Annotated in this window: 10 protein-coding genes; 3 read left to right on the top strand and 7 right to left on the bottom strand. The window is 72.7% G+C overall.

The features are described 5' to 3' along the window. The first annotated feature begins 33 nt into the window (after positions 1 to 33). Positions 34 to 498, top strand: a complete 465-nt coding sequence (locus ACTJI1_RS07195; protein ID WP_440742060.1) for an SRPBCC family protein — start codon at positions 34 to 36, stop codon at positions 496 to 498. 29 nt (positions 499 to 527) lie between these two features. Here ACTJI1_RS07195 and ACTJI1_RS07190 read toward each other — a convergent pair whose 3' ends face one another. From ACTJI1_RS07190 to ACTJI1_RS07170, 5 genes are all read right to left on the bottom strand, one after another. Continuing rightward, entirely contained in the window at positions 528 to 1,295 is a 768-nt protein-coding gene (locus tag ACTJI1_RS07190) for an ABC transporter ATP-binding protein (RefSeq protein ID WP_440742059.1), read from the bottom strand. After that, the gene (locus ACTJI1_RS07185) at positions 1,292 to 2,191 is read right to left on the bottom strand and encodes an ABC transporter ATP-binding protein (RefSeq protein ID WP_440742058.1); all 900 of its coding nucleotides are present in this window, start codon (positions 2,189 to 2,191) and stop codon (positions 1,292 to 1,294) included. Before ACTJI1_RS07185 ends, ACTJI1_RS07190 begins: the two co-directional genes overlap by 4 nt. After that, a complete protein-coding gene (locus ACTJI1_RS07180) occupies positions 2,188 to 4,887 on the bottom strand; it encodes an FtsX-like permease family protein (RefSeq protein WP_440742057.1) in 2,700 nt (899 codons plus the stop codon). The genes ACTJI1_RS07185 and ACTJI1_RS07180 overlap by 4 nt, the downstream gene beginning before the upstream one ends. Then, positions 4,884 to 7,961 (bottom strand): FtsX-like permease family protein, encoded by a 3,078-nt coding sequence (locus ACTJI1_RS07175; protein ID WP_440742056.1) that lies wholly within the window; start codon positions 7,959 to 7,961, stop codon positions 4,884 to 4,886. Before ACTJI1_RS07175 ends, ACTJI1_RS07180 begins: the two co-directional genes overlap by 4 nt. Before the next feature lie 109 nt (positions 7,962 to 8,070). After that, positions 8,071 to 8,793, bottom strand: a complete 723-nt coding sequence (locus tag ACTJI1_RS07170; RefSeq protein WP_440742055.1) for an MBL fold metallo-hydrolase — start codon at positions 8,791 to 8,793, stop codon at positions 8,071 to 8,073. 39 nt (positions 8,794 to 8,832) lie between these two features. Here ACTJI1_RS07170 and ACTJI1_RS07165 point away from each other — a divergent pair, with 39 nt between their 5' ends. Then, on the top strand, positions 8,833 to 9,387 hold the full coding sequence (locus ACTJI1_RS07165; RefSeq protein WP_440742054.1) for a TetR/AcrR family transcriptional regulator: 555 nt from the start codon (positions 8,833 to 8,835) through the stop codon (positions 9,385 to 9,387). Positions 9,388 to 9,515: 128 nt separating this feature from the next. Continuing rightward, positions 9,516 to 10,157, top strand: a complete 642-nt coding sequence (locus ACTJI1_RS07160; RefSeq protein WP_310129374.1) for an HdeD family acid-resistance protein — start codon at positions 9,516 to 9,518, stop codon at positions 10,155 to 10,157. Positions 10,158 to 10,213: 56 nt separating this feature from the next. On the opposite strand, the gene ACTJI1_RS07155 is transcribed toward ACTJI1_RS07160, so the two are convergent. Continuing rightward, positions 10,214 to 12,208, bottom strand: a complete 1,995-nt coding sequence (locus tag ACTJI1_RS07155) for a S9 family peptidase (protein WP_440742053.1) — start codon at positions 12,206 to 12,208, stop codon at positions 10,214 to 10,216. Further along, on the bottom strand, positions 12,205 to 12,975 hold the full coding sequence (locus ACTJI1_RS07150; RefSeq protein WP_440742052.1) for an SDR family oxidoreductase: 771 nt from the start codon (positions 12,973 to 12,975) through the stop codon (positions 12,205 to 12,207). The genes ACTJI1_RS07155 and ACTJI1_RS07150 overlap by 4 nt, the downstream gene beginning before the upstream one ends. Positions 12,976 to 12,998: the final 23 nt, after the last annotated feature.

The following is a 12,998-nucleotide window of genomic DNA, read 5'->3' as shown; positions in this document are numbered from 1 at the left end:
ACTGACGCAATCCGAGTCAGAGAGGACGCAACCATGAAGACAATCGAGCGCACCATCCCGGCCTCACCCGAGACCGTATGGCAGCTCTGGACCACGGCCGACGGCATCTCCCGCTGGTGGGCGCCGGACGGCTTCCGTACGGAGGTCGACCGCATCGACCTCCGCCCGGATGGAGAGCTCCTCTACACGATGACCGCGGTGGACCCGGCGCAGGTCGCCTTCCTCGAGCAGAACAGGTTGCCGCTCAGCACACAGGCGCGGAAGGTATTCACCGAACTCCGTGAGCCCAGCCGGATCGCCTACCGGTCGGTCATCGACTTCGTGCCCGACCACGAGCCCTACGAGCAGCTCACGGTCGTGGACCTCGAGCCGGCAGGCGAGGGCACGCGCGTGGTCATGCAGGTCGAGGAGCTGCACGACGACGTCTGGACCGAGCGGCTGCTCGCCGGGCGCGCCAACGAGCTGGACAACTTGGCGCAGCTCGTCTCTGCGCGGTGAATCCGTCTGCCGCGCATCCGCTGCCGCGCCTAGCCCTCCACCGAGGGCGCCGCGTGCCGTCCGCGCGGGCGTGACGTGCCGGCGCCCAGGCGTCCGTCGTGCAGTTCCAGCACCCGGTCGGCGCGCGCCATCAGCAGCGGATCGTGCGTCGTCACCACGGCGGCGATTCCCTGGCCGTGCACGAGGTCGACCAGCAGGTCCATGATCGCGCGCCCGGTCATGCTGTCCAGCTGACCGGTCGGCTCGTCGGCGAACAGGATGCGCGGCTCCCCCGCCAACGCACGCGCGATTCCGACGCGCTGCTGCTGGCCGCCGGAGAGCTCGGTCGGCCGCTGCCGCGCATGGCCGGACAGTCCGACGCTGTCGAGCAGCGCATCCACCCGGGCATCCCGCTCGGCCGGGGCGACGCCGAGCAGGCGGAGGGGCAGTTCGACGTTCTCGGCCGCCGAGAGCACGGGCACCAGCCCGAACGACTGGAAGACGAAACCGGTGCTGCGTCGCCTCAACTCGACCAGCTGGGCTTCCGACGCGGTCGACAGGTCGACGCCGTCGAGGACCACGCGGCCGCCGCTCGCGCGGTCCAGTCCGCTCAGCACGTTCAGGAGGGTCGTCTTGCCCGAACCCGACGGACCCTTCACCACCACGAGCTCGCCCGGACGGACGCTCAGGCTCGCTTCCGCGAGCGCCGTCACCTGGCCCGCCGCGGTGTCGAAGGTACGGGATACGCACTCCGCCATGAGCAGCGGGACGTCCGTCCGGTCGGACGTTCGGTCCGTCCGGGTCTCCGCGATCGTCATGCGCGCTCCTCCTCGTCTGCGACGTGCGGCCAGACGCCCACGTGGTCCTGCTCCAGCGCCAGGCGGACGCGGTCGCGCATCCCGAGGGTGCTGAGGTACTCCTGCGGGAGCTGCAGCCGCCCCACCCGGTCGAGCACTGCGAACTCCTCGGCGACGGTGTGCTCGTGGCCCTCCTCGTTGACGCCCGTGCGCCGGAGCACCTCGGTCGCCGTGCGGCCGTCGCGGATCTGGACGGTGCGCGCCACGTGCTCCGAGACGGCGGGGTCGTGCGTGACGATGAGTGTGGTGACGCCGAGCTCGCGGTTCACCCCGCGCATCGCCTCCAGCACCTCGGCGCTGGTCGCCTCATCCAGCTCGCCCGTCGGCTCGTCGGCGAGCAGCACGCGCGGCTCGTTGGCCAGAGCGACCGCGATCGCCACACGCTGCTGCTCGCCTCCCGACATCTCCGTGGGGCGACGGTCGGCGCAGTGCCCGACCTCGAGCAGCTCCAGAAGCTCGGTCGCGCGCCGGTCGCGGTCGCCGGTGCCGGCGACGGACATCGCGAGGGCCAGGTTCTCACGCGCGGTCAGATAGCCGAGGAGGTTGCGGGACGTCTGCTGCCAGACGAAACCGACCGTGCGGCGCCGATAGTCGACGCGCTCGCGACTGCGCAGCGCCAGGAGGTCGCGCCCGGCCACGGTGACCGTGCCGGCCGTCGGCTTGTCGAGGCCGGAGAGGATGCCGAGCAGCGTCGACTTGCCGGAGCCGGACGCCCCGACCATGGCGACCAGACCGCCGCTCTCGACGCGCAGCGTGAGCCCCTGCAGCGCCTGCACCTCGATGCCGTCGGCCGTGAAGATGCGAACCAGGTCGGTGCAGTCGATGGCTGCGTCGGCGGGGGCGGTCACGGTGGTCATTCTCCTCCTCCGTTCCTCAGCACGGCCGCCGCCGTATGGCGGCGTGCCGTCGCGAGCGCGACGAGCGTCGCCAGAGTGGCGACGACGACGAAGCCGGCCAGCGCCGCGGAGACGAGCAGCGGGTCCTGCACGACCGGCGGCTGGACGGGGCTGCCGGTGAAACCCCGCAGGTCCAGCGGTTCCAGGACGAGCGCGGGCAGCACCAGCCCGACGACCGCGCCGGCGAGGATGCCGACCACCAGCACGGGCCCCAGCTCCCAGGCGAGCACTCCGGCGGTCTGGCGCGAGCTGTACCCGATGGTCCGCAGGGTCGCGACGAGACGTACCCGCGCCGACGTGTTGATGACCAGGGTCAGCAGCAGCGCCGCCACGCAGAGCAGGACCGTCAGCGCGATCGACAGCGCGGCCACCAGCTCCGTGCCCGCGACCAAGGGGGACGACCGCAGGGCGTCGCGTTCCGCGATCGCGTCTCCGACCACGGCTCCCCTGCCGCCGATGCGGGAGAGCTCGGCGTGGACGCGCGCCGCATCCGCCCCTGGAGCGAGCTTCACGAGCACGGTCTGCGGGCGGCCCGAGATGTCGCTCGACGCGGGCAGCGCCGTGGCGTCCAGGTAGACCCACTCCGCGTCCCGCACATAAACGCCGGGGACGAAGTCGAGCTCCTTGACGCCGAGGTGCACGTTGGTGCCGCCGGTGACCACGAGCGCGCTGGTGATCGGGATCTGGCTGGACCAGCCGCCGAGCGCGGCGGCGGTGCGCCCGCGGATGCCGCCCGTCAGTGCGGTGGAGAGCCGCGCTTCCGGCGGAAGGTCGGCCTGCACCGCGTCGAGCCTCCTCGGGTCCACGAGGTACCCGGAGACGTCGGAAGACACTCCCCCCGCGGTCAGGCGCAGCCCACCGGCCCACTCCACCGTCGCCGTGCGCTGCACGCCCGGGAGGTCGCCGACCGCGTCGAGCTGCCGCTGACTGAGGGTGGATGCGGCAGTGAGCGACAGGTCGGCGCCCACCCGGATCCGCGCACCCTCCCCCACTCCGGCTGTCGCCGTCGCCAGCATGCTCACCGAGAAGAGCGCGATGCTCACTCCGGCGACGAGGGTGAACACCGGCCAGAGAAGTCCTGACCGCGACCGCCTTGCCGTCGAGGCGCCGAGGAACGCCACCGGGCCGCGACCGCGCCGGAAGCCGGCCGCGATCCACCCGATCGGGTACCGGGTCAGCCGGACCACCACCACGCAGGCGGCAAGCGCCACGAGGACCGGGGTGGCCGCGGTGAGCGGGTCGACCTCGAGGCCCGCGCCCGGAGAGGCGAGACCACGCCGGGTGAGCAGTACGACGCTCAGCGCGGCCAAGCCGATGACCACGGTCTCGGCGACCCACGTCCAGCGACCCCGACCGCGCTCTCCTGCCGCGGGAGACAGCGGCCCGGCCGCCACCACCAGAGCGATCGAGGGCAGGACGGCGCAGAACGAGGCGAGGGCGACCGGCAGCGCCAAGGGAACACCGCCGGGCGTGAGAGCCACGGCGGCCAGCAGTCCGAGCGCCGCGGCGGGGACGGCGACGAGCAGCCCCTGCATCCCGAGCTCGGTGCGCAGACGGACCGGGGATGCGCCGCGCGCGGACATCAGCGCGAGTGCGGGCCGACGCCGGTCCAGCACCAGGCGGGCGCCCTGCGCGAGAACGGTCAACGCGACCACGAGAGGGCCGCTGATGAGGATCGCGAACAAGGTCTGCGCGGGCTGCGCACGGGCGACGAACTCGTCGAGTGGCCCCTGCACCGCCGTGGCGATGGCGAGTGGGACGGTCGCATCGCCCACCGTCACCGACAGCGGTGTGGCCAGGAAGCCCCCCAGAGCGCTCCGCACGGCCGGAAGCGCCTCGGCGGTGAACCGCTGCGGCTCCACGGGGAACCAGACCGACGCGAAGGTCGCGCCGAGGCGCGGCGCGAGCACGGTCCAGGTTTCGGGATCGACCCACGCGACCCCTCCGAACTCCTTGCCGGAGTCGCCGCCATCGACGAAGTGACCGCGAGACCGGCTGACGTCGAGATCCCAGAAGTCGGCCTTGGGATCGTCGGGTGCGACCGTTCCGCTCAGACGGAAGGAGAGGTCCTGCCCGGGCTCCGCCGATGATCGCCGGTCCTCGCCGACGTGCCAGTCGAGCAAGCGCGCGGCCTCCACCGTGAGCACCACCGGGATGGGCGCTCCCGTCGTTCCCCCGGCGGACGTGGGCCAGCTGCCCTCGACGAGGTGCGCGGTCTTCCGCAGGTCTCGGTAGGCCTCGACGGTGACCGTGTAGCGGCTGTTGCTCTCCGCGCCCACGGGAGCCGAGGTCGGGAGCTCGTCGCTCCGCGCCGCGCTGTCGCCCGGTGCCGTCGCGGCGCGAAGAGTCGGTGCCATCCGGTCACGCACCTTCTCCGCGATCCCCGGCAGCGCGTTCCACAGCCGGGCCGGGTCGACGGCGGGCCCGTTCGACACCACCCCGGTGCGGATCGCCGTGGTCAGGTCGCGGCCGCCGGCTCCCGCCTGCTGGAGCTCGTGGCGGAGCTCCCCGCCGAGGATCTCGCTGCTCACGCGCGGCCAGGCGGCCAGGGCGGTCGCGGTCACCAGAGTGACGACGCCGAGCAGGGCGAGGCCGCCGCCGAAGGCCCGGAGCGAGCGCAGGAACAGCTGGAGGTCCGAGAGGGAACGCGCGCTCACCGTGTCTCCTCCCGGTAGGCCGTGTCGTGAGCTTGACGCCGCACAGAGCGCCCGTACGCCCAGACGGCGACGGCGAGGGCCGCGACCAGCGCGAGAACGCCGACCCCCATGCCGAGCGGATCCACCCGGCCCTGCACGGACAAGGTCGACGGCGCCGTCACGACCGAGAGCCGCGCGAGCGTGTTGCCGACGAGCAGCACGACGACCACGCCGCCGGCCAGGCCGAACAGGGCTGCTGCCGCGGAGACGCCGATCACCTCGGCCCGTCGCGTCCACGCCTGCTGCTTCGCCGACAGGCCGACCGCACGCAGCACGACGACCTCGCCACGGCGGCGGCGCAGCGCCGAGGAGATCGAGGCGGCCACCGCGGCGACGGCCAGGAGCGCGCAGCCGGCCGCGCCCAGCCAGGTGCTCAGCACGGCGCCGCTGAGGAAGCGCGACACGAAGCCGCCCTCGGCGGTGGTGACGACCGCGTCGCGTCCGACGACGCCCGCGACGGCGCGCTCCACCGCTGCCGGGTCGTCTCCGGTGGCCCAGATCGAGGTCGCGCGCGATACCGACGGCGTGGTGCGGAGCAGCTGGGCGGTCACCGCGGAGTAGTCGGCGAGGACGGCGCGCTCCGCGGTCGTCCCGGGCAGCGCCGGGACGATGCGCGCCACGGTCGCGGTCAGTCCCCCGATCGGGCTGTTCACGTCGATCTGCTGCCCCACCCGGAGTGAGTCGTCGGCGGCGAGAGCCGTCGTGACGGCGACGCGCAGCGTCGGCTCGGCGTCCGGCACGAAACGCGCGGTCGCCTTTCCGTCGAGCAGTGCGGCGGTCGCGCGCCCGGCCCCCGCTCCACGGAACGGCGTGTCGGAGTCGAACGCGGCTCGCGCAAGCGACCAGTCCCCCGCGGGCTTCGAGGCGACGGGCAGTCCTGTCACCGCGACCGTCACGTCGGTCGCGTCGGCGGCCTCGGCTGTGACGTCGACGGCGACGAGACGTCGGCCGACATCCTTGGGCAGAGCGATGAGCACGTCACCGGAGGCCGCCGGTCGCGCGATGATCGGGACGGCCTCACCGGCGTTCGTCGCCATCCACACCGTCACCTCCGTCGGCGCCGCGACGCCGGCTGCCGCGGTGTCCCCCGAGACGGCCGTCACCCGCAACATCGCCGACTTCGTATCGGCGGGAAGGTCGGCACCGGGAAGCCCCACTCCGCCGGCGAGGGATGCCGCGAGGTCACCGGCGTCGAGAAGGTATCCACCGACGGGAACCAGAGCAGCAAGGCGGCTGGCGTCCGTGACGATCAGGGTGGCGTCCGTGTCGCCGATGGTGGCGTCGTCGACGATGGCGGGCGCCGCGGTGATGCCGGTCTCCCGGATGCGATCCGCCCCCGACAGATCGCCGCCGTCGTTGGGGTTGCCGCCGACGCCGAGGTCGGCCCGCACCTCTCCCCCGGTCGTGAGCAGGGTGGAGTCGCGCAGGAAGCCGGAGAAGGTGCCCGCGTATCCCGCCGCGAACGTCAGCACGCCCACCGTGAGGACGATGAGGGCGACCGGGCCGGAGAACAGCGCGATCCCGCGGCCCACCTGGCGGGCGGGGAGCACCCCGGCGACGCCGCGTCCACGGCCGGCGAGCCGTTCGACGGCTCCCGCGGCCGGACCGAAGAGCGACAGCCCGAGCAGCGCGATCGCGCAGAGAACCGCCGCCGGGGCGACGACACCGGCCGGATCGATCCCGCCCCCGCCTCCCGAGGCGGTCGAGGAGCTGAACACCACGAACCGCCACAGAGCCACCGCCGCGGCGACGAGCGCCAGCACCGCGAGACCCGCCGAGACGGCCGTCCGGCCGCGACCCGCCTCGACGGCACCCGGAGCGTCGGTGAGGGAACGCGCCGACAGCACGGCCGTCAGTGTGGCGGTGGCCACCGCGGCGGCGAGAGTGGCGAGCGGCGGGAGCAGCACATCCATCGCTCCGGGAAGACCGGCGGTGGGGCCGCCGGTGAGCGTCCAGAGGACGAGCTGAGCGGCAGCGGTGCCGACGATCACCGCGACCAGAGCGACCGCGCCGGACTCCACGGCCGCAGCGCGGGCGAGCCGCGGAAGCGTCACACCGCGTGATCGGAGCAGGCGGGTCTCGACCAGGCGCGCGTCGGCGAGCAAGCGGCCGAGCAGGGCGAGCGCGATCACCGCGCACACCGCGAGCACGCTCAGCGGGATGGGGATGACGGCGCGCAGTGCGACGACCGAACGCTCCATCGCCGTCGTCGTCGCGAGCGCCTGACCGCTCGACGAGAACGGGCTGGCCGCCGCGGTCGAGTCCTCGCTCAGAGCGTCTGCGACGTCGGCGAGACCGTTGTGCAGCAGCGGGAGCTGCGCCGCGGTGATGCGGGCCGGGTCCGGGGTCAGAACCCACTGCACCGAGGTGCCGTCGCCTGCTTCGTCCGCCACGGCGTTCGAGACGATCGCTCGACCGTCGGTCCCCGCGGCGCCGCTCGCGAGTCCGAGCCACGCCGGCGACGCCGGGGCGACCGGAAGCCAGATGCCCACCACCGTGACGGTGACGGGGCCGTCCGGTCCGGAGAGGACGACCGTGTCGCCCAGGGCGAGGCGGTGCGTACGTGCGAAGCCGGCGTCGAGCGCCGTCTCACCCACGGCCGGGGTCGAGGTGGATTCGGGCCAGCGTCCCGAGGTCAGCCGCACCCGCTCATGCAGCGCATCCGTCGCCACCAGGAGCGTCGAGCTGCCGCCGCCGGCCACGGGGACGGTCGGGACGAACGTGGTCTGCGCGATCCGCAGAGGCACACCGCGGAACTGCCGCGCCACCACGGACCGGACCGCCGCATCCTGAACCCGCGGGTCGGAGCCCTGCGACGCCTGCAGTGCGAGCGACGTCGCCGCTGACGGCTCGTGCTCCAGCGTGGCCCGCACGGCGGTGCCGGGAGAGCGAAGCGCCAATCCGGTCATCACGGATGCGAGGAACGCGATCACCACGACCACGAGACCGGTCGACACGAGCGTCCCGCGTTGCGCACGGCTCCGCAGCAGCCAGAACGGGCGGACTCGACCGAGCCGCCCGTCGTCTGCACGCATTTTCTAAACGTAGCGCGAGAGCACCCCGCGTCCCTGCACCGCGCACCGGCCCCGTCGTGTGTCCGGGGGCCGCGTCAGAAGGTCAGCGCTCGGGACCGCCCGTCGTCGATCAGCGGCGGGCCGCCTCCGCCGCTCGGTACGCGGCGACCAGCGCGGGCGCGCCCTGCGTCCACACCGGGCCGTGCCCCGGGATGACGAAGTCGACGTCCAACCCGGCCAGCTTCTCCAGCGACGCCGACGACCCGGCCTGGTCGTCCGTGAACGGCGCCGGCTGAGGGCCGCTCTCGCCGGTGAGAACACTGCGGGTGGTCAGCTCGTCACCCACGAACACTGCCCGGGCAGCGGGCACGTGGATGGCCACACTGCCCGGTGAATGACCGGGCATCCCGATGATCTCCGGCGCTCCCGGCAGAGGGAGCACATCCCCGTCGTCCACCGGCACGACTTCCTTGACCCGCGGCATCTTCACGCCGCCCTTGCGGATCGCGTAGGCGAAGAAGCCGATCACCGGGCCGATCCGGCGCCGGTCCTTGGGCGGCGACGGGGGCTTCTCCCCCATGGCGCGCGCGGCATCACCGGCGCCCACATAGACGGGGATGCCGAGCTCCGACCGCAGGCGTTCGGCGAAGCCGGTGTGGTCGCTGTCGCCGTGGGTGAGCACGATGCCCTTGATGTCGCTGAGCGGCCGTCCGAGAGCCGCCAGCTCCCGGGTCAGGTCGGCGTAGTGTCCCGGCAGGCCCGTGTCGATGAGGGTCATCCCCTCGTCGGTGACGATGAGGTGCACGGCGATGATGTCGTTGCCGATGCGGCGAAGTCCCGGTGCGAGTTCCATGATGGCTATGCTAGTTAGCTATGAGCAGGAGATGCAAGCATGCCGACCCCCGATAAGACCTCCCGCGATGCGATCGTCGCCGCAGGGCGCGAGCTCCTCGAGACCGGCGGCCTCGACGGCCTGACCATGCAGGCCGTCGCCGAGCGTGTGGGAGTGCGGGCGCCATCCCTCTACAAGAGGGTGCGCGACCGTCGTGAGCTTCTGGCGCTCGTCGTCGCCGCGACCCTGGACGACCTGACCGCGCGCCTCGAAGACACGCGTGGCGAGCCGGACCCGGCACGCCGGCTCGCGGCGCAGGCGGATGCGCTCCGCGATTTCGCGCACGAGCGCCCCGCCGGCTTCGGACTGGTGTTCGCCGCGCACAGCGCACCCCGACCGGACCCGGACGCAGTCGCGCGCAGCGCCACTCCCCTCCTCGACGCCGTCACCGAGCTGGCCGGTCCGGATCACGCCCTGGACGCCGCCCGCCTGCTCACCGCGTGGGCCAACGGGTTCATCACCATGGAACTCGGCGGGCTGTTCGGCCTCGGCGGCGACGTCGACGAGGCCTGGCGCTGGGGCCTCGAACGCATCATCTCCGCCGCCACCCGCTGACTCAGCGGCCTGCCCGCCGTGCCACCCTACGAGCGCGCCGCAGAACACCTCCTGACACCGCGCGTCCGGAGCGCTAATGTCAGCACCAACCGCCACACTGGCGGCCGCCACTGCGAAGGGATGAAGCAATGAGCGTGAACGACCCCACCGACCCGATGCTGCACGAGTTCTCCCTGGACGCCCGTCAGATGACGCGCTCCGCCATCAACGCCATCCGCACCGCGCTCGGCATCAGCGGCGCCATCGGCGTGATCCTCGGCATCGTGCTGCTGTTCTGGCCCGAGAAGACCATCGCCGTGCTCGCGGTCTTCCTCGGCATCTACTTCCTGGTCGCCGGCATCCTGCGTCTCGGCGTCGGGATCTTCAGCCGCGGGATGCGCGGGGGCGCGCGTGCGCTCAACATCATCCTCGGCGTGCTGCTCATCTTCGTCGGGATCGTGGCGCTCAAGAACGTCTCCGCCGCAGCGGTCACGCTGGTGATCTTCACCGTCGCGTTCATCGGCGTCGGCTGGATCATCGAGGGCGTCATGGCGCTGGCCGAAGCCGGCCGCTCCGCTTCCGCGGGCTGGTCGATCACGTTCGGCATCCTGAGCATCCTCGCGGGCATCGTGGTGCTCGTCCTGCCGGTCTCGTCGGCCGCGTTCCTGCTGCTGTTCGCGGCGATCGCGCTGATCGTCCTCGGCGTCATCGGGATCGTCCGCGCCTTCACCTTCGGCCGCGACGTCCTCAAGGCCACGGACACGACCCCGGCCGCACCGCGCGTCGCCTGACCGCACGCACGACACGGAACGGCCCCGCTCGGGATGCGAGCGGGGCCGTTCGTCGTTCAGCGGTGGTTGCTGCGGCTGGGCAGATGCTCCGCCCACCAGTCGAGGATGATGTCGAAGCGCTCCCGGCGGTGCCGCGGCCGTCCGCTCCGGCTGAGCTCGTGGTCCTCCCCGGGGAAGACGACCAGCTCCGTCTCCACGCCGCGCCGCTTCAGCGCCGCGTAGTAGCGCTCGGCCTGGCTGAGCGGGCAGCGCAGGTCGCTCGACGAGTGCAGCACGAGCGTCGGCGTCCGCACCCGGTCGACGACCGCCTGCGGGCTCTGCGACCGCATCAGCTCGGGGTCGGTGCCGGTGTACTCGTCGCCGAAGAAGCTGCCGATGTCGCTCGTCCCGACGAAGGCGTCCGGGTCGAGGAACCCGCGCTCGACGATCGCCGCCGCGAAGCGGTGGTCGTGCGCGATCGTCCACGCCGTCAGATAGCCGCCGTACGAGCCGCCCATGATGCCGACGCGTTCCCGGTCGAGACCGGGCGTCTCGGCGATGGCGCCGTCGAGGAAGTCCAGCACGTCGGCCAGGTCGACCGTGCCCATCCGCTGACGGATGACGCGACCGTGCTCCTGCCCGTAACCTGCAGCGCCGCGCGGGTTGCACATCACGACCGCGTAGCCCGCGGCGACGTAGACCTGCGCCTCGTCGAACAGGGCGCCGGTGTAGGCCGCGTACGGGCCGCCGTGGATGTTGAGAAGCACCGGATGCGGACCCTCGCCTTCCGGCGTGAGCACCCACCCGTGCACCGGGTAGCCGTCGCGACCGGTCACCGTGAGCTCGACGGGCTCGACGATGCCGGTCGCGCGAAGCGGAGCCGACAGGTCGGTCAGCCGGTGAAGGCCGCCCGAGTCCACGACGGCGACGTCGCCGGAGGTCCGGGCGTCGGCGAAGGACACCACGACGGTCTCGCCCGCGACGCCGGCGCCGCCGACGACGGTGCGCTCGTCCGTCAGGTCGCGACTCTCCCCCGCCGCGTCGACCTCGACCAGCACGAGGGCTCCGCGACGACGGTCCTGCACCAGCACGGCGTCGTCGCGGACCGGGACGATCGACGACTCGGTCAGGTCGACCGGCTCCGGATCCGTGAGCCTCCGGGGCGTCTCGCCGTCGGCCTCGATCACGTACAGCGCCGTGTTCTTGGCGACGAAGTCGCGGCCGCTCTCGCCCACATCCTGAGCCGTGAAGAAGAGCGCGCCACCCGGAGCGAAGCGGGCGTCCACCATGCTGTACGACCCGTGCGGCCCGGTGAGGTCGCGCGCGTCCCCGCCCTCCACCGGAACGGTGAAGACGTTCGATCGCAGGTCGACGTCGCGGCTCGCGTGGCGTGCCGAGATGAAGGCGATCCTCCGCCCGTCGGGCGAGAACGAGATCGAGCCGTCGTCCCACGGACCGTCGGTCAGCTGACGCGGCTCGGCCACGGCGGGCGCCGGGTCCGAGGACCCGTCCGGCCGAGGCGCCGGGACGGGCGACGGCGCCGCCCAGACGTCGGGCACGGACACGACGAAGACGTGCGCCCGCCGGTCGATCGTGTAGCCGACGCCGTTCGCCTGATACTTGAGCGACTGGATGCGCCGCGCGGGCTCCCCGTTCGGGTCGATGCCCTCCACGGTGCCGTAGCGGCCCTGCTCCGGCTCGCGGCTGACGAACGCCAACGTGCGGCCGTCGGGCGACCAGTCGAACTCGGTCACGCCGAGCTTGCGGTCCGTGACCGCGACGGGCTCCCCGCCGGCCGCGTCGACCACGAAGAGCTGCGGCGGGCGCTTCGGCTCGGCACGGAGGAAGGCGAGCAGCCGCCCGTCCGGGGAGAACCGCGGCGCGGTGTCGCGGAAGCCGCGCGTCAGGAGCTTCGGTGCGGCGTGACCGCCGAGCGGGATGGTCCACAGCTGACCGACCGTCGCGTCGGCGCTGAGCGAGGGGTGCGTGACGGCGACGACGGCCCGGCCCCCTCCGGGGTGGACCGTCGGGGTCGAGACGCCGACCAGCAGGTCGAGATCGGCGGCCTTCATTCGGCGATCGGGGTGAAGCTCGACACGTCGCCGACGAGGCGGGTGTGATCGGCGGGGATCGGGTCGATCACGGCCGCGGCGACCTCGGCCGCGAACTCGCTGACGTTGTACAGGCGTCCGGCCGCCTCCTTGCGGGCGTCGATCGCGCCCGGGTTGAGCCGGTTGAGGAGCGTGGCGGTGATGGTGCCCTCGATCATGTCGCCCGACACGACCACGAACTCCACACCCTTCTCCTCGAGCTGCGGGAGCAGCGCGCGCAGCGCGTCCTCACCCGCACGCTTGCTCAGCGCGACGGCCTCGTACTCCGGCATCGTCGGCGTCGTCTGGATGAAGTGCGCCTGGTGGCTGGTCACGAAGACGACCCGGGCGCCCTCGCCGAGCAGCGGGAGGGCCGCGGTCAGGGTGTTGACCTGCGCGTCGCGGTTCAGCTGCATCGCGTAGTCCTCGGCCATGCCGGACTCCATGCCGCCGGACGCGTTGAGCACGAGCACGTCGAGGCCGCCCCAGGCGTCCGAGACGGACCGGAACATGGCCGCAACCGACTCCTGATCGGTCAGGTCCGCGCCGATCGCGATCGCGGTGCCGCCGTTCGCGACGATGGAGTCGACGAGCTTGATCGCGCGCGCCTCCTTGTTGCGGTAGTTGATCACCACGCTCGCACCCGCCTCCGCGAGGTACTGCGCGGTGTCGGCTCCGATACCGCGCGACGAGCCGGTGACGAGGGCGCGCTTGCCCGTCAGCGAACCAGGGGGAAGGGGGTTTGCCACGAATACTCCTCGGCGTCGATGTC

This window comes from Leifsonia sp. 22587 (assembly GCF_052044215.1).
In the GTDB taxonomy this organism is placed as follows: domain Bacteria; phylum Actinomycetota; class Actinomycetes; order Actinomycetales; family Microbacteriaceae; genus Leifsonia; species Leifsonia shinshuensis_C.
This window is presented reverse-complemented; position numbering and strand designations above follow the sequence as displayed.